General features: G+C 71.5%; 16 protein-coding genes. 3 read left to right on the top strand and 13 right to left on the bottom strand.

The window, feature by feature from the left end; translation table 11 throughout:
* Positions 1 to 61: 61 nt before the first annotated feature.
* The 10 genes from ACOJTC_RS13690 to paaA form a co-directional block, all read right to left on the bottom strand.
* Positions 62 to 1,309: an LPXTG cell wall anchor domain-containing protein gene (locus tag ACOJTC_RS13690; protein ID WP_420117135.1), complete on the bottom strand. Its 1,248-nt coding sequence runs from the start codon at positions 1,307 to 1,309 to the stop codon at positions 62 to 64.
* A 490-nt stretch (positions 1,310 to 1,799) separates the two neighbouring features.
* Complete coding sequence (gene mqnC, locus ACOJTC_RS13685; protein ID WP_420117134.1) at positions 1,800 to 2,990, bottom strand: cyclic dehypoxanthinyl futalosine synthase; 1,191 nt, start codon at positions 2,988 to 2,990, stop codon at positions 1,800 to 1,802.
* Between the two features lie 160 nt (positions 2,991 to 3,150).
* A complete protein-coding gene (locus ACOJTC_RS13680) occupies positions 3,151 to 3,873 on the bottom strand; it encodes a hypothetical protein (protein WP_420117133.1) in 723 nt (240 codons plus the stop codon).
* Between the two features lies 1 nt (position 3,874).
* Positions 3,875 to 4,702 carry an endonuclease/exonuclease/phosphatase family protein gene (locus ACOJTC_RS13675; protein WP_420117132.1) on the bottom strand — a complete coding sequence of 276 codons (828 nt, stop codon included), beginning with the start codon at positions 4,700 to 4,702 and terminating at the stop codon, positions 3,875 to 3,877.
* Positions 4,633 to 5,979 carry a hypothetical protein gene (locus ACOJTC_RS13670; protein WP_420117131.1) on the bottom strand — a complete coding sequence of 449 codons (1,347 nt, stop codon included), beginning with the start codon at positions 5,977 to 5,979 and terminating at the stop codon, positions 4,633 to 4,635. Before ACOJTC_RS13670 ends, ACOJTC_RS13675 begins: the two co-directional genes overlap by 70 nt.
* A 446-nt stretch (positions 5,980 to 6,425) precedes the next feature.
* Entirely contained in the window at positions 6,426 to 7,568 is a 1,143-nt protein-coding gene (gene paaE, locus ACOJTC_RS13665) for a 1,2-phenylacetyl-CoA epoxidase subunit PaaE (protein ID WP_420117130.1), read from the bottom strand.
* Positions 7,565 to 8,041, bottom strand: a complete 477-nt coding sequence (gene paaD, locus ACOJTC_RS13660; RefSeq protein ID WP_420117129.1) for a 1,2-phenylacetyl-CoA epoxidase subunit PaaD — start codon at positions 8,039 to 8,041, stop codon at positions 7,565 to 7,567. The genes paaE and paaD overlap by 4 nt, the downstream gene beginning before the upstream one ends.
* Positions 8,042 to 8,066: 25 nt before the next feature.
* On the bottom strand, positions 8,067 to 8,792 hold the full coding sequence (paaC, locus tag ACOJTC_RS13655) for a 1,2-phenylacetyl-CoA epoxidase subunit PaaC (RefSeq protein WP_420117128.1): 726 nt from the start codon (positions 8,790 to 8,792) through the stop codon (positions 8,067 to 8,069).
* Positions 8,789 to 9,100 carry a 1,2-phenylacetyl-CoA epoxidase subunit PaaB gene (paaB, locus tag ACOJTC_RS13650; protein WP_420117127.1) on the bottom strand — a complete coding sequence of 104 codons (312 nt, stop codon included), beginning with the start codon at positions 9,098 to 9,100 and terminating at the stop codon, positions 8,789 to 8,791. The genes paaC and paaB overlap by 4 nt, the downstream gene beginning before the upstream one ends.
* Positions 9,097 to 10,182, bottom strand: a complete 1,086-nt coding sequence (gene paaA, locus ACOJTC_RS13645) for a 1,2-phenylacetyl-CoA epoxidase subunit PaaA (RefSeq protein WP_420117126.1) — start codon at positions 10,180 to 10,182, stop codon at positions 9,097 to 9,099. Before paaA ends, paaB begins: the two co-directional genes overlap by 4 nt.
* 368 nt (positions 10,183 to 10,550) lie before the next feature.
* Between paaA and ACOJTC_RS13640 the strand changes: the two genes are divergently transcribed.
* The gene (locus ACOJTC_RS13640) at positions 10,551 to 11,534 is read left to right on the top strand and encodes a hypothetical protein (RefSeq protein WP_420117125.1); all 984 of its coding nucleotides are present in this window, start codon (positions 10,551 to 10,553) and stop codon (positions 11,532 to 11,534) included.
* A complete protein-coding gene (locus tag ACOJTC_RS13635) occupies positions 11,534 to 12,484 on the top strand; it encodes a hypothetical protein (protein WP_204925756.1) in 951 nt (316 codons plus the stop codon). Before ACOJTC_RS13640 ends, ACOJTC_RS13635 begins: the two co-directional genes overlap by 1 nt.
* Positions 12,485 to 12,565: 81 nt before the next feature.
* On the opposite strand, the gene ACOJTC_RS13630 is transcribed toward ACOJTC_RS13635, so the two are convergent.
* From ACOJTC_RS13630 to ACOJTC_RS13620, 3 genes are all read right to left on the bottom strand, one after another.
* Complete coding sequence (locus tag ACOJTC_RS13630) at positions 12,566 to 13,417, bottom strand: menaquinone biosynthetic enzyme MqnA/MqnD family protein (RefSeq protein WP_363650115.1); 852 nt, start codon at positions 13,415 to 13,417, stop codon at positions 12,566 to 12,568.
* Positions 13,418 to 13,450: 33 nt separating this feature from the next.
* The gene (locus ACOJTC_RS13625; protein ID WP_420117124.1) at positions 13,451 to 14,893 is read right to left on the bottom strand and encodes an MFS transporter; all 1,443 of its coding nucleotides are present in this window, start codon (positions 14,891 to 14,893) and stop codon (positions 13,451 to 13,453) included.
* Positions 14,894 to 14,969: 76 nt separating this feature from the next.
* Positions 14,970 to 15,551, bottom strand: coding sequence for an ArsR/SmtB family transcription factor (locus tag ACOJTC_RS13620; RefSeq protein WP_204925753.1), 582 nt, complete (start codon positions 15,549 to 15,551; stop codon positions 14,970 to 14,972).
* A gap of 213 nt (positions 15,552 to 15,764) precedes the next feature.
* On the opposite strand from ACOJTC_RS13620, the gene ACOJTC_RS13615 reads away from it, so the two are divergent.
* Complete coding sequence (locus ACOJTC_RS13615; protein ID WP_420117123.1) at positions 15,765 to 17,948, top strand: HelD family protein; 2,184 nt, start codon at positions 15,765 to 15,767, stop codon at positions 17,946 to 17,948.
* The last annotated feature ends 95 nt before the right edge of the window (positions 17,949 to 18,043 follow it).

Here is an 18,043-nt window from a genome sequence, read left to right as displayed (position 1 = left end):
GGGCGGGGTGGTTGCCCACCCCGCCCGCCGTCCTACCGTGGTACGGAAGACCTGCCTCCGGTCAGCTCCGCGGCTTCTCGTCGCCCGGGGTCACCAACACGAGCCGACGCCGACGGGCGAGCATCAGCAGCGCGCCGCCCGCGAGTAGCACGACGGCACCGATGCCACCGATCAGGGTGGCCTGTGCGCCGGTCACCGGCAGACCGCCGTCGCCGCCACCGGTGCCACCACCGGTCGTCGGGCTGACGCTGGTGCTCGGGCTCGGCTGACCGCTGGTGCTCGGGCTCGGCTCAGCGGTCGGGCTCGGGCTCGGGCCGGTGCTCAGGTCGACGAACACGTCGAACAGCGAGGTGTTGTCACCGTCGTCGGTCTCGGTGAAGACCTTGCGCTGCGCCTTGCTGGCGACCTGCGGCTCCTCCTCCGGAGTGCCCTCGGCCTCGGTCAGCCCGGCGGCGAACAGGACGCCCGGGGTGAGCACCTTCTCGGTGACGCCCGTGCCGACCTTCACCCGTACGTCGGCGGTGTAGAACTCGCCCGGCCGCAGCACCGCGCCGCTGTCCTCGCAGTACGCCACCACGCCGCCCAGGTCCTGCGTGACGCAGCTCTCCGGCAGGTCGACGAAGCTGGCGCCGTCCGGCAGGGCGATGCCGTAGAAGATGCCGGTGGCCCGACGGCTGCCACCGTTGTAGAGCGCCCAGTCCAGCGGAGCGGTGCCGCCGGGCTTGACGCCGGTCAGTCCGCTCTCGCCGGCCTCGTCACCGTCGACCACCACGTCGGCGTAGACGTCCTGCACCCAGGTGGTCAGGTCGTAGCCGGGCTTGACGACCATGATGTCGTGGTCGACCGAGTCCGAGGTGGTGTTGGACCCGCTCACGGTCACCTTCAGCACGCCACCCTTGCCGCGCGTGTCGGTGCCGAACAGCGGGATGCCGAACTCCTCGGTGGTGCCGGCGGCGATGTCGTCGGTGGTGCCCCCCAGGTCGGACAGGGAGCAGGTGAACGCGGTGCCGCTGACGTCGCAGGCGTCCGGTTTGAGCACCCCGACCTTGTTCGCCTTCAGGCCCGCGGTCTCGACGGTGACCTTCACGTCCTTGGCGTCGACCGTGCCACGGACGTTCTGCACGGAGAACTTGAACGGCTTGGCCTTGGCCTCCTTGACGCCCAGGGCCAGCTGGGAGCTGAGCGGCACGAGGTCGAGCTGCGCCTGGTCGGCGGCGCTGGCCGGGGCGGCGACGGTGGCCAGGCCACCGACGGCGAGCAGGGCCACGGCGCCGAGGCGGGCCAGGGCCGAGCGGTGGAACAGAGTCATCGATCCCCCGGGGGGCTAGGGACTGCTGGGAAAGGTGTGACTGATGTGGCGAACCGAGCGGACGTTATCCGAGATCGACGCCGGTACGCCAGCCGTGACGTGCGTTTTTACCCGAGACGGGGCCGAACGGACGAAGAGCGGGGGCGGGACGGTCACCCGTCCCGCCCCCGTTTTATATGAACGGCCCTCCCGGGCCGATGGAGGACGTACGACACTCGTCATCCGCTCGCCGCAGGCGGTGGGCGGAGGTACGTCGGGCGCACGTTAGCGGGCACCGCCGCGCCACGCCAACCCCCGCGCCGCAGCGCCGGGAGCGGGATATCCGCCCAGCGTGCCGCACGCCGCCCCAATTGCCGCCTCTTGTGCGGGCTGGTCCCGCGCCGCCTCGGCCGAACGGCGACCACGAATATCCCCTGGGCCGACACCCGGACCCATTCAGCCAGTCACCGCAACGACCTGATCGGTTACCCGTAGTGACGGTCGGGATGGCTCAGCGGGCCTCGACGAGCGGCAGCGTACGGCCGGCGCCACCGCCGGGCATGGCGATCGAGGAGAAGTGCGACACCACCCGCTCGTCGGTCGGGTCGTCGGCGGGGGTGTGGTGCACCGCCAGCCGACGGTAGAGGGTGTCCCGCTGGGCGGGGATCCGGTCCGCCGAACGGATCATGCCGATCAGCTCGTGCAGGTTGGACCGGTGCCGCGCGCCGGCCGAGGAGATGACGTTCTCCTCCAGCATGATGGAACCGAGGTCGTCGACGCCCATGTGCAGGGCGAGCTGCCCGACGTCCTTGCCGGTGGTCAGCCAGGACGCCTGCAGGTGCGGCACGGTCTCGAAGAACAGCCGGGCCACCGCCACCAGGCGCAGGTACTCCAGGGTGGTGGCCTGGGTGCGGCCCTTGAGGTGGTTGTTCTCCGGCTGGTACGTCCACGGGATGAACGCCCGGAACCCACGGGTGCGGTCCTGCACGTCGCGGATCATCCGCAGGTGCTCGATCCGTTCGGCGTTGGTCTCGCCGGTGCCCATCATCATCGTGGCGGTGGACTCCAGGCCCTGCCGGTGGGCCAGCTCCATGACCTCCAGCCAGCGCGCTCCGGACTCCTTGAGCGGGGCGATCGCCTTACGCGGACGGTCCGGCAGCATCTCGGCCCCGGCGCCGGCGATCGAGTCCAGCCCGGCGGTCTTGATCCGGGCGATGGCCTCGTCCAGGCTGACGCCGGAGACCTTCGCCATGTGCAGGATCTCGCTCGGCCCGATCGAGTGGATCGCGAGCTGCGGGTACGCCGTCTTGACCGAGGAGAACAGCTCCTCGTAGTACTCCACGCCGTAGTCCGGGTGGTGGCCGCCCTGGAGCATGACCTGGGTGGCGCCCAGCTCGACCGCCTCGCCGCAGCGACGCAGGATCTCCTCGGTCGGGTGGGTCCAGCCCTCGGCGTGCTTGGGGGCCCGGTAGAAGGCGCAGAACTTGCACGCCGTCACGCAGACGTTGGTGTAGTTGATGTTGCGGTCGATCAGGTAGGTGACGATGTTGTCCGGGTAGCGCCGCCGGCGTACCGCGTCCGCCGCCTCGCCCAACGCGTGGAAGGGCGCCTCGGTGTAGAGCAGCAGCGCCTCCTCGGGCGTGATCCGCCCGCCGTCAGCGCCGCGTTGCAGGATGTCGTCGATCTCCCGGTTCGCCGTCACATCCCGAGCGTACGCCGGGCTGCCTGCTGGTTCCGCACAGCACCGGGGGCGGGTGACGAGCACCCCACCGGCACCCGGTGCACACCGGAAAACCCACCCACCTCGCCCGGCGCGGGCAGTCGGGCCCGTCCGGGTGACCTGCCCGTGACTCCTCACGCCATCAGGCGGCGAGATGGCTTCGCAGCGCCATCAACCTGCCACGCATCTCCTCGGTGTCGAAGGTGCGCCGACCCAGCCGCTCAGGCACCTTCTCGGTGGTGTCCATCAGGACCGACGACCAGGCACGCGACAGACGTCCCTGGAGCATGAGAGTGACCGTGGTGGTCGACGCCGCCTCCACCCGGTGCAGCAGGTCGTACGGCATCGAGTAGGACGAGCCTGGCGTGAGTTGGACTGCCAGGGTCTCCCGTACGGACACCATGTCCACGAGGTCGAACCGCCAGGCGGATTCGCCGTCCCGGCTCGACTCCCGATAGCGGGTGAGGATCGCTCCGCTCCTGGCCGGATGGTAGTAGCGGCAGTCGAGTCGACCGGCGACCACCACCGAGGAAAAGTCGAAGCGGTGATCATGGATATCTTCGCGCATCCTGGCCCGCCCGGGCCACCAGACGTGCATACGCAACTGGCCGAGGTCACCGAAGGTGGCCAGAATGAACTTGTCGAAGCCGAGAGCATGCGGATGCGAACGAGCGGCCACAGCGTCCGCGCGGGAGTCGTCGTCCAGTAACTCGGTGAGCAGGGCGCTCAACCGTTCCGGCCGGCCAAGCCGCCGCAGGATGCTGATGGCCGACCCGGACGGCTGCCCCGAACTGCCGGCGAGTGCCGCCATGATCTGCCGCTCGACAGACGACATCGAGCTTGCGTCCAGCACGAGCGACGACATGTCACCACCTCGACACGAGATCCACCATACATAGTTCGTGATCCGAGAAATTGCTCACCAGCTTCGGCTCGACCGCCGGCGACAGGTCAGCCGAGAAGAGAATGTCGTCGATGGCCATTCCGTTGTGCGTTGCCATCTCGCCGAACGCCCGGACCATCGGGTTCTCCATCGAGCCCAGCACGAGGTCGCGATCCTCCGTGTTGAAGTCACCGCAAATGACCACCTGTCCGCTGTCGGACCGGGGCAGGGCCGCCGACACCGACTTCCATATCCCGGAGAACGCCGGCTCACCAGCGTCCCGACCAAACCGGTGGAAGGGGAACGAATGCAGCGAAGCGACGGTCACCTCGGTGAACCCGAAATCGAGCGTGCAGGACACCATTCCCTTGTCGTGCAGCGCCATGACGGTGCGGCCCCTGGTGGTGGAGAGCCGCGGGTTGGGCAGCACGACTCCCCCGATCCGGCTGACCGGGTAGCGGCTGGCGACAGCGACACCCGCCCGCTTGCCCTTCTCGAACGACGACTCGGAGAGCGGCATGGTGGCCGCGTACTGCAACGCCGTTCTGGTGAGCAGCGCCGACAGGACCTCCGACTCGCCCTCGGCGGTGAAGTCCACCTCCTGTAGGGCGAGCACGTCGATGTCGAACTCGTCCACGAGATCGACCATCTGGGCCAGGGCCTCTGGCCGGCGGGTCACGTCGTCACTCGCGGCGGGCAATCCCTCCCGGACGTTCCAGGTCGCGACCCGGATCCGATCGGTCAGGGTGGCCAGGGAAGATTCAGCATCGAGTAGTCCCGTACGACCAGCACCCCCTGATAGGTCATCCATGTGGGCTCCTTTCGCTCCTCTTTCCACTTCCACACCCCATTCTCTTGAAGATCGAGCACTGCCCTGACCGCCTGCCGCAGGTGCGGCAGGCGCCGCTCGTCGACCGCGCGACACATCAATGCCCGCGCCACCCAGGCCGGCGTGAAGTGACCGACGATGATGGTGTCCATCGCGTCGCCCGCACTGGTCAACCGTCGTAGCTGTTCATCAGTGACGTCGTAGTGGGAGTTTCGGATCAGCCATTCGATGCCCGCGTCCACACACTCGTCGAGCTTCTCCCGTCGGTCACCGCGAACGGCCTGAGCCGCCTTGCGGAGAGCCACCACGGCTCTCGCGGTGTGCGGTACGGATACCGCATTCCCGTGGTTCACTGTTATGCCCCAGGACATGCATGACGGTTCCCCCTCCGCCTGCTGCCGGACGGCCCCCTTCACCAGGTGGGTCGTCAACTCGTCGAGCTTGGCCGAGCCGGGCTCAACCTCGGCGAGCGCCGAGATCGCCGAACTGAGAACAGTCACGCGCTGCCAGCCGACAGTGTCGACATCTGGCGTCATCATGCGTTCGAGTTGTCCCACCAGCTCGGAGCGCATGGCGGGATCCAGGCCCGTTCGCACGAGTGCGGTGAGCACCCAGGCCGTGACTTCCGGCCGGGCGACATCCTGTTGTGAGCGGGCGACCCAACCCCCTGCCGGCCGTTGTAGCGCCACCACGTTCTCCACCAGCCGTCGGCGGTCGAGCCGCGCTTCCCTGATGTCCAGGGCGAGGGCGATCCGAAGGCCGTACGACGTCCCGATGGCGCTCGGCGGGACCTGCTCCCCCATGAACTGCGACCAGCCGAAGACCTCCCCCTGGCTCCCGCTGAAGGTACGCAGATCGGCCATCAACCGACTCCGGGTGCCCTCCATGATCTGCCGTGCGGAGACGAACGGCCTCGGCTGCGGTTCCCGGCCCCCGGGCAGCATGGTGCCGGCAGCCAACGAAGGGCCAAGGAATCTCTGCAGCCCCGGCCGCTGGACGAGCCATTTGAGGGCGATCCCCACGCACAGGGCGGCCAGCACGGCAAAGGCATAACGCACCCAGTCCTGGCTGAACCACTGATTGGGTAGATGATCGACCAGGAGACTGTAGGTCGCGAAGATGAGCGCGAAGGGACCCAGATCGGCTATCCGCCGTCCGAGGCTCCGGAGCCGGCCGCGAGTCGGACCGGCGGGTTCACGCTGAGGTTCATGCGCCGACAACGGCTCGTTGCCACGGGCCGTCTTCTCACTCAGCGTCACGCGCTCTCCGATCAGATCGCCCAGAGTGTGCGCCTTGGGACACAGCGTTTGATTGCCGGAGAACCCTAGCGAGACGCGTCAATGAAGAACATCGTGCGGGGGTAGGGGGCGGGAATGACCGAACGGGTATGTTTCTTCACCGCCGTTGACATGGGCTCGCCCATCTGATTTGTCATGGTCGGGAGGCCGACCAAGAAGGCCCTCCCGTACGGGCCCGTGACGCCAGCAGGTCATTCTCGATCAGCGGCAAACGGCGCGACGACCGCCTCTCAGTCGTACATTCCCGACTGCCATGTCCACGGAGCCCGGCCAATCCATCAAAAGCACGGGCTGTCTCCGAACCGACACTTGGGCGGCTCCGTCAATCCCAGAGTCCGAGCTTGGTCCCGGTGCGGCTGGACGGCGGGACAGGCCGCTTGGCGGGATTGGGACCAGCCCGCTCACCGTCACCCGTCGTAGTCGACCGTCAGCTCGTCGGTCACCGGGCTGGCCTGGCAGGTCAACACGTACCCGGCGGCCACCTCGTCCGGCTCCAGGGCGTAGTTGCGGGCCATCGTCACCGCGCCGGAGACCACCTTCGCCCGGCAGGTCGAGCAGACCCCACCCTTGCACGCGTACGGCAGCTCGCCGCGCACCTTCAGCGCCGCGTCCAGCACCCGCTCGTCGCGGCCCATCGTGAACCGGGACGACCGGCCGTCCAGCACGATGGTCACTTCCGCGCCGCCGGTCGACTCGCCGCTGCGGCGGACCGGCTCCGGTGGGGTGTCGACGTGGAACAGCTCGGTGTGCACCGCCGACTCGGGCAGGCCCCGGCCGGTCAGCACCGCCTTCGCGTCCAGCACCAACTGGTAGGGGCCGCAGAGGAACCACTCGGCGATCGCGTCGCCGGGCACGATGGTGTCCAGCAGCCGGGTCAGCCGGTCGGCGTCGATCCGGCCGGACAGCAGCGGCGACTCGCCCGGCTCCCGGGACAGCACGTGCACCAGGTGCAGCCGGGTCGGGTAGCGGTCCTTGAGGTCAGCCAGTTCCTCGGCGAACATCACCGTGCCGGCCGTGCGGTTGCCGTACACCAGGGTGAAGGTGCTGGCCGGTTCGACGGCCAGCGCGGTCGCGACCAGCGCGAGCACCGGGGTGATGCCGGAGCCGGCGACCACCGCGCCGTAGTGCCGCACCCGGTCCGGCGTGAACGCGCTGGTGAAGTGCCCCAGCGGGGGCAGCACTTCGACGGTGTCGCCGTGCCGCAGCGCGCCGCAGGCGTAGCTGGAGAACGCGCCTCCGGGGATCTCCCGCACCCCGATCCGCAGCCGGCCGTGCCGGGCCAGGTCGTCCGGCGTCGAGCAGATCGAGTACGACCGCCGCACGTCCGCACCGGCCCCGGGCCCGCCGCCGGTGTCGGCCGCGTCCGACGGCGGCGCGGGCAGCCGTACGGTCAGGTGCTGGCCGGCGGAGAACGCGAAGGTCGCCCGCAGCTCCTCGGGCACCGCGAAGGTGATCGCCACGGCGTCGTCGGTGAGCCGGTCCACGGCGGCGACCGCAAGCGGGTGGAAGGCCGGCCGGCGACGGACCGGGCGGGAGATCGTGACAGTCACAGCGCCTTCAGGTGGTCGAAGGGTTCGGAACAGGACCGGCAGCGCCACAGCGCCTTGCACGCGGTGGAGCCGAACCGGCTGAGCTGTGCGGTCTCCGGCGACCCGCAGCGCGGGCAGCGCACCGCCAGGGTCACCGGCACCGCCGTGCCGTCGCCGCGCGGGGCGGGCGGGGCGATGCCGGCGGCGGCGAGCTTGGCCCGGCCGTCGGCGGAGATCCAGTCGGTGCTCCAGGCGGGGCTGAAGACCGTGCGGACCTCGGCGTCGGGGTGCCCGGCGACCGCGAGCGCCCGCCGGATGTCGGCCCGGATCACGTCCATCGCGGGGCAGCCGGTGTAGGTGGGGGTGATCGTGACGACCACCCGCCCGGTGGCCGGGTCCTCGTCGACCGCCCGCAGGATGCCCAGCTCGTCGATGGTGATCACCCGGATCTCCGGGTCCACCACCGCCGCGACGGCCGTCCTGGGGTCGGTCACCGTCGCCGTCCCCGGCCCGACCCGCTCACCACCGCGCCCCGGGGTGGGCGCGGTGCAGCACCTGCATCTCGGCCAGCAGGAAGGACAGGTGCTCGGTGTGCACGCCGTCGCGACCGCCGCCCGGCGTCCAGCCGGTCTCCGGCCGGGTCAGGGTGGCCTCGGCGAGCACCGCGTGCACCACGGCGTCGAAGTCGGCCCGCAGGGTGGCCGGGTCGACCGGGGCCGCCGGGTCCGCCGTGAACAGCTCGTGGTGGTACGGCCAGAGCTGGTCCAGCGCGGCCTGGGCGCGGCGGTGCGACTCGTCGGTGCCGTCGCCGAGCCGCTTCACCCACAGCGCGGAGTGGTCCAGGTGGTAGGCGGACTCCTTGCGGGCCTTCGCGCCGATCGCGGCGAGCCGCTCGTCGGGGCAGCCGGCCAGCGCGGTGTAGAGCGGCACCTGGTACGCCGCGAGCAGCAGCAGTTTCACCATGGTCACCGCGAAGTCGCCGTTGGGCAGCTCGACCAGCAGGCAGTTGCGGAACTCCCGGTCGTCGCGCAGGTACGCCAACGCGTCCTCGTCCCGGCCGGCACCTTCCAGCTCCCCCGCGTACGACAGCAGCAGGCGGGCCGCGCCGAGCTGGTCGAGGGCGATGTTGGCCAGCGCGATGTCCTCTTCCATCTCGGGCGCGCGGGTGGCCCACTCGCCGAGCCGCTGGGCGGCCACCAGCGCGTCGTCGCCGAGGGCGAGGGTGAAGTCGAAGGGGCCGTTCACAGGTGGGCCACCCCGTCCGGCACCTCGTAGAAGGTGGGGTGGCTGTAGACCTTGTCGGCGGCCGGGTCGAAGAAGGCGTCCTTCTCGTCGGGGCTGGACGCGGTGATCGCACCGGCCGGCACCACCCAGATGGAGACGCCCTCCTGCCGCCGGGTGTAGAGGTCCCGGGCGTTGCGCAGGGCCAGCTCGGCGTCGGGGGCGTGCAGGCTGCCGACGTGGGTGTGGGACACCCCACGTCGGGCCCGGACGAAGACCTCCCACAGCGGCGAGGTCACCGGCGTCCGGGGCGGTTCGTTCTGCTCGCTCACGCGGCCACCTTCTCCCGCTGGTCCGTGGCCCGGCTCTGCGCGGCCCGCTTCGCGGCGTACGCGGTGGCGGCCTCGCGCACCCAGGCGCCGTCGGCGTGGGCCCGTCGCCGGTGTTCCATCCGTTGCCGGTTGCAGGGGCCCTCACCGGAGATCACCCGCATCAGCTCGTCGTAGTCGGGCTGGGTGAAGTCGTACGCCTGCCGCTCGTCGTTCCAGCGCAGGTCGGGGTCGGGGATGCGGAGGCCGAGGACCTCCGCCTGCTGCACGCACATGTCGACGAAGCGCTGCCGCAGCTCGTCGTTGGAGAACCGTTTGATCTTCCAGGCCATCGACTGCGCGGAGTGGGTGGAGTCACCGTCCGGCGGGCCGAACATCGCCAGTGACGGGTACCACCAGCGGTCGAGCGCGTCCTGCGCCATCGCCCGCTGGGCCGGGGTGCCGTGCGCGAGGGTGTGCAGGATCTCGTAGCCCTGTCGCTGGTGGAACGACTCCTCCTTGCAGACCCGGATCATGGCCCGCGCGTACGGCCCGTAGGAGCAGCGGCACAGCGGGACCTGGTTGACGATCGCCGCGCCGTCCACCAGCCAACCGATCGCACCCACGTCGGCCCAGGTGAGGGTGGGGTAGTTGAAGATCGAGCTGTACTTCTGCCGACCGTCGAGCAGCAGCTCGACCAGCTCGTCGCGGCTGACGCCGAGGGTCTCGGCGGCGGCGTAGAGGTAGAGGCCGTGGCCGGCCTCGTCCTGCACCTTGGCCAGCAGGATGGCCTTGCGCTTGAGCGAGGGGGCGCGGCTGATCCAGTTCCCCTCGGGCTGCATGCCGATGATCTCGGAGTGGGCGTGCTGGGCGATCTGCCGGACGAGCGTCCGACGGTAGGCGTCGGGCATCCAGTCGCGGGGTTCGATCTTCTGGTCGGCGTCGATCACGTCGGCGAAGTACGCCGCCGGGTCCGCGCCGGGCGTGGGGGTGCCCTCCCGGGCGCGGGCCGCCGCCTCGCGCAACGCCGCCTCGGCGGCCTCGACCTGACCGAGCAGGCCACCACCGGGCGTGTCCTGCTCCGGGGCGAAGTCGTTGCCATACATTCGTCAAGTGTTACAGCTCGCCTCCTCTGACACCAGAGGGTGTAACAGGATTTGAGTAGCGGCTTCCGTTACCAGGCGGATGCGCTCGGTCGACACCAGGACACCTCCTCGGATATGACTTGGGTCACTGATCAAAGATGAATACCCACAAGGGGCGCAAACCGTGCCTTTATCTCGACTTAACGGCAGTTTGCCGTGCGTCGGATTCTGGCGAGTCGGCTGTCCGGACGTAGACTTCCCCGGTCACCACCGATCGGCTACCGACGATCGCCAGCGAGACACAGGCCACTCCCCCGGCCTCGGCGGTCGAGCCGACACCCGCGGAAGCAGCCGGTCCCCCCGGCCTGACATCTGGAGTTCACCCACGCATGCGATCTCGCGTGATCATGGTGCTCGCCGTTATGGCGGTGCTGCTCGGCACCGGCCTGCTGGTGCCGACCGCGTACGCCAAGCTCGCCGGCGACGACCCGACCGGCGGTACCGGCGGCGGCACGGCGGAGAAGGTGCCCGCGCCCGCGCCGACCGCGCCCCCGGCACCCACCCTGGCCGACGCCCCGGTCTCGGTGACCTTCAAAGGGGAGTTCTTCGCCTGGGCCCTGCAGGACCGCAAGACCGGTCAGGTCTCCGGCTCGAAGAACATGACCTCGACCAGCTCCACCGAATCGATGCTCAAGGTCTGGATCGTCTCCGACTACCTGCGCGAGCTCGGCGACCAGAAACCGCCGGCATCGATGTTGAAGAACGCGAGCCTGGCCATCCGGGACAGCAACGACGACGCCACCAACCGGATCTACGCGAAGTCGGGCGGCTCGTACCGGGCGCTGGACAACGGCCGGCCCGGCCCGGTGCTCAAGCGGGCGATCGACATCTGCGGCCTCAAGGACACCAAGCCCGGCAACGTCCCCGGCTACGAGGGCTGGTGGAGCTTCACCCGGATGTCCCCCCGCGACGCCGCCCGGCTCGGTGACTGCATCGCCGACGGCAAGGCCGCCGGCCCCCACTGGACCAAGTGGGTGCTCAACGAGATGGCCCAGGTCCGGGGCAGCGTGAGCAAGCAGCTGGCCCGCGCCGGCGGCGGCCGGTGGGGCATCATCGACGGCCTGCCCGACGAGATCACCAAGCAGGGCCCGGTCGCGATGAAGAACGGCTGGACCCCCCTCAGCTACGACGGCAACTGGCACGTCAGCTGCCTCGCCGTCACCGACAAGTGGAGCCTCGCCGTGATGATGCGCTACCCGGTCCGCCAGCAGCTGACCTACGGTGCCAAGGTGTGCGCCAGCGTCGCCACCCAACTGGTCACCCCGCAGCCCGGCGCCGCGCTCAAGGTGCCGCAGCCGATCGGGAAGCTCTGATGCCGGGCAGCCGGCGGCCCGGCCGCTCCGCCCGTCGGGACCACCGCCCGCTGAAGATCGTCGCGGTCGCGGCGGTCCTCACCGGCCTCGTGCTGGTCTCGCTGCGGCTGCTCCCCGGCTCGCCGATGGAGTCCACCGCCGCCTCGCGCTGGGGTGACGCGTCCACCGCGTCCCGGTCCACCGGGTCGGCCGTCGACCGCCGTAGCCGGCCGACCCCGGCACCGTCGCCGACCCCGTCGCTCGCGCCGCTGCCCTTCGCGGACCGGGAAATCGACCTCGACATCAAGGGCTGGTACGCCTGGAGCGTGCTGGACCGCCGCACCGGCACGATCATCGGCTCGGACAACATGGCCGAGACCAGCACCACCGCCTCACTGATCAAGTCGTGGATCGTCGCCGACTACCTGCGCCGGGCGGCCGAGAACGGGCAGACCCCGAGCGACGCCAAGCTCGCCGACGCCACCCGGATCATCCGGGACAGCGACAACACCCGGGCCGAGCAGTTCTACAACGGGGTCGGCCGGTCCGCCTCGATCAAGCGGCTGCTCTCGCTGTGCAAGCTCACCGACAGCAGTGTGGCCGACGACGGAGGCTGGAGCCGGACCAACCTCTCCCCCCGCGACGCCGCCCGGCTCGGCAACTGCATCGCCGACGGTCGCGCCGCCGGCCCGACCTGGACCAAGTGGCTGATCAACGAGATGCGGCTGGTCCGGGGGTCGGGTGACTTCGGCATCCGCAAGGCGTTCCCGGCGGCCCAGCAGAAGAAGATCGCCATCAAGAACGGCTGGATCGACCGGACCCGCGAGCAGGAGATGCACATCAACTGCCTGGCCATCGGTGACACCTGGACGATGGGCGTGATGGTCCGCTACCCGATCAACATGGGCTACGAGTACGGCATGAAGAACTGCCAGAAGATCACCGAGGCGTTGCTCGGCCCCAGCACCTGACCGGGTTGATCGACTCCGGATCGCCGATGTAGCGGTATCCACGGCCGGGGATACCGCTACATCGCCACACCACCGGCTGGGTCAGCCGGCGAAGAACTCCGGACCGCCCTCGGGCAGGGCGGGAGCTTCGCCGGTCGCCGCCGCGCGGCGGGCGAACTCGCGCAGGCCGGCGACCTGCCGCTCACCCAACGAGAAGTCGAGGGCGCGGAAGTACGTGGCCAGCGTCGCCGCGTCGAACGGCTCCCAGCGGGCCGCCGCCTCCGCCACCTGGTCCAGCTCGGCCAGGCACAGGTCACGGGAACGCAGGAACGCCTCGTGCACCTCCTTGACCAGGCCAGGGTGGGCGGCGGCGAAGTCCCGGCGGACCGCCCAGACGGCGAACACCATCGGCAGCCCGGTCCACTCCCGCCACGCCTGCCCGAGGTCGGTCACCGCCAGCCCCCGGCCCGGCGCCTCGTAGAGGGCGCGCAACGCCACGTCACCGATCAGCACCCCGGCGTCGGCCTCCAGCAGCATCTGGGTCAGGTCCGGCGGGCAGCGGAAGTACTCCGGGTGGACGCCGTACCGGTCGGCGAGCAGGAGCTGGGCCAGCAGCACCCCGGTCCGCGAGGTCGAGCCGAGCGCGACCCGCCGGCCGTCCAGCTCGGCCAGCGGCCGGGTGGAGACCACGTTGACCGAGAGCACCGGCCCGTCGCTGCCCACCGCCAGATCCGGCAGGAGCAGCAGCTCGTCGGCGTGCCGCAGGTATTCCACCTGGGAGATCGGGCCGATGTCCAGGTCACCGGCGACCAACGCCGCACTGAGCCGGTCCGGCGAGTCCTTGTGCAGGTCGACGTCGAGCAGTGCGCCGGAACGCATCAGCCCCCAGTAGATCGGCAGGCAGTTCAGGAACTGGATGTGCCCGACCCGGGGACGTGCCACACGCTCAACCATGCCCCGACCGTATCCCCGCCGGCCCGTACCGGCTCACCGGGAGGCCCGGACAGTGGTCAACCCCGCACCGTCTCCCCTCGTCGCAGGGCCTGCCCCGACCGACGGGCCGGCAACCACGGCCCCGGTGTCCCCCGGCACCGTCCCACCCTTCCCGGCCCGCGACGGGTCCGCGTCCCCGGCCGACACCGACCCCGGGTGCCCGACCGGGGGCGGTCCGGCGGCCTCCGACAGCGGCGGCCCGTCCCCGGTCCGCGTCGGTCTGCGCGGGCCGGAGCGGGAGTGACGCACCGCCCGGGTGACGACCGGCACGAACGCCAGCACCACCAGCAGGCCGGCGACCCCGGCGGCGGCGATCAGCGGGCGCGGTGGGAGCACCGCCAGCAGCGCGCCGCCGAGCAGGTAGCCGGCCATCGAGCCGCCCTGGACCGCCGCGCCGATGACGGCGTACGCGCGGGCCCGCAGCGGCTCGGGCACCCGCCGGGCGGTCAACACGGTGGCGAAGACGTTGTCACCGCCGTTGGCCGCACCGCCGATCAACCAGAGCGGCACCAGCAGCGCCGCCGTCGGAACGGTCGCCGCGAGCACCACCACCAGGCTGCACCCGGCGAGCGTGGCGAGCACCCCGTGGACGAGTGCGCCGTCGTCGGTGAGCCGGCGGGCCACCCGGGCGGCCAGCCAGCTGCCGGGCAGCATGCCGGCCATCCACGCGGCCCCGACCAGGCCGTAGACGGTGGCCGAGGAGTCCAGCGTCTCCCGGATGAAGAACACCTCGATCACGTTGATGCCGCCGATCGCGGTGATCACCGCCGCCGTGCTGACCACCAGGGCGAGCATCAGCGGGTCCGCGCGCAGCCGCCAGGCCGGGGCGGGACCGGTGCCGACGGTCGTGGTTACCGTCCGCCGGCCGCCCCGCCGGGTGCGCAACGCCAGACCCGCGCCGACAAGCGCCAGGTAGCTGACGGCGTCCAACAGCAGCGGTACGCGGGTGCCGAACTCCCCGACCAGCAGCCCGGCGAGCACCGGTCCGGCGAGGGCGCCGAGTGAGCCGGCGGTCTGGCTGACGGCGCTGGCCCGGGGCAGGTCGCCGGGGCGGACCATCGCCGGCAGCAGCGCCGCCAGGCAGGGCTGGGTGACGGCGAGCCCGCAGGCGAGCAGGGCGACCAGCCCGATGACGACCGCCGGTTGCGTGGCGAAGGCGAGCAGGACGCAGATCACCGCCTGGATCGACCCGACGGTGACCAGCAGGGCACGGCTGTCGACCCGGTCGGCGAGCCGACCGGCCAGCGGCGCGCACAGCACCAGCGGCAGGGTGGCCGCCAGCAGCAGCCCGGAGACGGCCAGGCCGCTCGCCCCGGCGGACTGGAGAGCCAGCGCCAGGGCGGTGGCGGCGAGGAAGTCCCCGCACATGGTGGTGCCGCGGGCGGTGGCGGCGATCCAGACGTCGGACCAGCGCGACCCGTCAGTTGTGAAGGACATACTTCGAAAATAATCCTTCACAACTGAATACGGCAAGCCCCGCTCCCGCCGACCGGTACCCGCGTCCGGCCGGGTCTTAGAGGGGGATCGTGCGGTACTGGGCCGCGACCGTCCGGGCGTCCGCCGGCGGGTCGGCCAACCGGTTCCGCTGCCGGTACGGCTCGAACAACGCCATCACCGCGTCGTTCAGCCCGGCCAGTTCCTCGGCGGTGAGCAGCAACAACGAGTCACTGAACAGGGCACCGCCATACCACTCGGCGGGCTCGTCGGCAGCGTGCCGCAGCCACGTCCGCATCCGCTCGGCGTCCCGGGCCGAGTGCGCCTCGACCAGGGCCTGTTCGGCGGCCCGCGCCTCCGGGCCGGCCCCCTGTCCGGCCTCGACCAGCCAACTCTGGCTGAACGTGCGCCACACCCGTTCCCGCGCGTCGCCCCGGCTGGGCGCCTGCTCGACCAGGCCGAACTTCGCCAACGCCCGCAGGTGGTAGCTGGTCGCGCTCGGCGACAGCCCGGCGATCTCGGCCAACTCGGTGGCCGTCCCGCCCCCCGCCCGGGTGCTCAGGTGCTCCATGATGGCGATCCGCGCCGGGTGGGCCAGCGCCCTCATCACCTGCGGGTCGCTGATCGTCATCCGGCGCGGCTCGGGGTGCGGCTCGGTCATGACCCCATGATCCCGCCTGCCCGGGACCCCGGCCAGCAACCGGCCGCCACACCGGGGCGGGGAATCAGGTGGAGATGGGGGCTGGACGGCGCGTAGGCTGATTGACCGCTCGACGGCCGTGGTGAGGTAGCCACCGCAGCGGACGTCCCCACGCGCCAGGGACCTGTCCTGGATACGCGGGCGAGCCGATCGAGACCGCCGAAGAGGATCACCGTGCCCGCAACCGACGAACGCGGCAGAAGCCGCCCCGTACCAGCAGACCCGGCACCCACCCACCTCGAAACGGAACTCAGCACCGAGCAGGCCCACCTGGAGACCTCCCGACTCGCCCTGCGCCGGATGCGCGACCGCGCCGAGTCGCTCTTCGCCACCGGTGACAAGGTCGCCGGGGACGCGTACACCGCCGAGCAGCTCGGCCGGCACCTGGCCCGACGGGTCGCCGAGCTGGCCGACGACCCGACCACCGCGCTCTTCTTCGGCCGTCTGGACTTCGGCCCCGCCGACCCGGAGCACGCCGGGCGCGGCTACCACGTCGGCCGGCGGCACGTCACCGACGACCGGGGCGAACCACTGGTGCTGGACTGGCGGGCCCCGGTCTCCCGCTCGTTCTACCGGGCCAGCGCCCGGGACCCGCAGGGCATCGCGGTACGACGGCGGTTCGGGTTCAACGCCGGAACGCTGACCAGCTTCGAGGACGAGCACCTGGACCGGGGTGAGGAGCTGGGCACGGCCAGCCGCATCCTCACCGCCGAGATCGAACGCCCCCGGGTCGGGCCGATGCGGGACATCGTCGCGACCATCCAGCCCGAGCAGGACGAACTGGTCCGGGCGGACCTGGCCGACTCGATCTGCGTCCAGGGAGCGCCGGGCACCGGCAAGACGGCGGTCGGGCTGCACCGCGCCGCGTACCTGCTCTACCTGCACCGGGAGCGGCTGCGCCGGGCCGGGGTGCTGATCGTCGGCCCGAACCGGGCGTTCCTTGCGTACATCGCGGCGGTGCTGCCCGCCCTCGGCGAGGTCGAGGTGGCCCAGGCCACCGTGGAGGACCTGGTCGCCCGGGTGCCCGTCCGGGCGGTCGACGATCCGGCGGTCGCCGCCCTCAAGCACGATCCCCGGATGGCCGGGGTGCTGCGTCGGGCGGCGGACCAGCGGATCACCGCGCCGACCGAGCCGATCATGGTGTCGGACGGGTCGTTCCGTTGGCGGATCGGGCTGGAGCCGCTGCACCGGGTGATCGAGGAGACGCGGCGGGAGGGCCTGCCGTACGACACCGGGCGGGAGCGGGTCCGGGCCCGGGTGGTCGGGTTGTTGCAGCGCCAGGCCGAGGCCCGCCGGGCCGAGTCGCCGGGCGACGCCTGGCTGCGCCGGATGGGCAGGGCCCGCCCGGTGACCGCCTTCCTCGACGCGGCCTGGCCGGCGCTCACCCCGGAGGGCCTGGTGCACTCGGTGCTCGGCGACCCGGCCGTCCTCGCCGCCGCCGCCGACGGCCTGCTCACCGCCGACGAGCAGGCCCTGCTGCGCGGCAACGCGACGCCCACCGATCCGACCGGCACCGACCCGACCGGTGCCGGGCCGGTCAGGAGCCGGTCGGGGGCCGGCGCGGCGGGCACGAAGCTCGGCCGGACGCCGAAGGCGACCCGGTGGACCGCCGCCGACACGGTGCTGATCGACGAGGCGGCCGGGCTGATCGAACGGCCCGCCGGCTGCGGGCCCGTCGTCGTGGACGAGGCGCAGGATCTCTCGCCGATGCAGTGCCGGGCCATCGCCCGGCGCAGCGAGCACGGTTCGATCACCCTGCTCGGCGACCTGGCCCAGGGCACCGCGCCGTGGGCGGCGAGCGACTGGCGGGAGTCCCTGGCCCACCTGGGCAAGCCGGACGCGGTGGTGGTGCCGCTGAGCGTCGGGTTCCGGGTGCCCGCCGCGGTGGTCGCGTTCGCCAACCGGCTGCTGCCGGCGCTGGCGGTCGACGTACCACCGGCGGTGTCGCTGCGCCGCGACGGTGCGCTCGACGTGCGTACCGTGACCGACCTGGTGGCGGCGACGGTGGCCGAGGTGCGCGCGGCGCTCGGGCACGACGGTTCGGTCGGGGTGATCGCCGCCGACGACGCGGTGGCCGGGCTGCGGGCGGCGCTCGCCGACGCCTCGGTGCCGACCGCGACCGCCGACGTCGTGGCGGCCTCGGCGCGGGTCACCGTCGTCCCCGCGACCCTGGTCAAGGGCCTGGAGTACGACCAGGTGGTGGTGGTCGAGCCGGCCGCGATCGTGGCCGCCGAGCCGCGTGGCCTGCACCGCCTCTATGTGGCGTTGACCCGCGCGGTGTCGCGGTTGTCGGTGCTGCACACCGCCCCGCTGCCCGCCCCGCTGGCCGATCCCCCGGACGGCCCGACGCCGGCCTGACCGCACCTGCACGTCGGCCTGACCGCATCTGCGCTGGACGGCCCACCGGACGCTGTCGGGTCGGGCCCTGCTGTCCGGTGGCCGACCCGGACGAC

Origin of the sequence: Micromonospora sp., assembly GCF_048594385.1 — a bacterium.
GTDB lineage: Bacteria > Actinomycetota > Actinomycetes > Mycobacteriales > Micromonosporaceae > Micromonospora > Micromonospora wenchangensis.
Note: the sequence above shows the minus strand (reverse complement) of the source record. Positions and strands in the feature narration are given on the sequence as shown.

Coding starts and splice junctions, on each gene's coding strand:
- ACOJTC_RS13620 (WP_204925753.1), bottom strand. CDS start 15,551: ATGACCGAGCCGCACCCCGAGCCGCGCCGGATGACGATCAGCGACCCG.
- ACOJTC_RS13630 (WP_363650115.1), bottom strand. CDS start 13,417: ATGGTTGAGCGTGTGGCACGTCCCCGGGTCGGGCACATCCAGTTCCTG.
- ACOJTC_RS13635 (WP_204925756.1), top strand. CDS start 11,534: ATGCCGGGCAGCCGGCGGCCCGGCCGCTCCGCCCGTCGGGACCACCGC.
- ACOJTC_RS13690 (WP_420117135.1), bottom strand. CDS start 1,309: ATGACTCTGTTCCACCGCTCGGCCCTGGCCCGCCTCGGCGCCGTGGCC.
- ACOJTC_RS13640 (WP_420117125.1), top strand. CDS start 10,551: ATGCGATCTCGCGTGATCATGGTGCTCGCCGTTATGGCGGTGCTGCTC.
- paaA (WP_420117126.1), bottom strand. CDS start 10,182: ATGTATGGCAACGACTTCGCCCCGGAGCAGGACACGCCCGGTGGTGGC.
- ACOJTC_RS13675 (WP_420117132.1), bottom strand. CDS start 4,702: ATGGATGACCTATCAGGGGGTGCTGGTCGTACGGGACTACTCGATGCT.
- ACOJTC_RS13625 (WP_420117124.1), bottom strand. CDS start 14,893: ATGTCCTTCACAACTGACGGGTCGCGCTGGTCCGACGTCTGGATCGCC.
- ACOJTC_RS13680 (WP_420117133.1), bottom strand. CDS start 3,873: ATGTCGTCGCTCGTGCTGGACGCAAGCTCGATGTCGTCTGTCGAGCGG.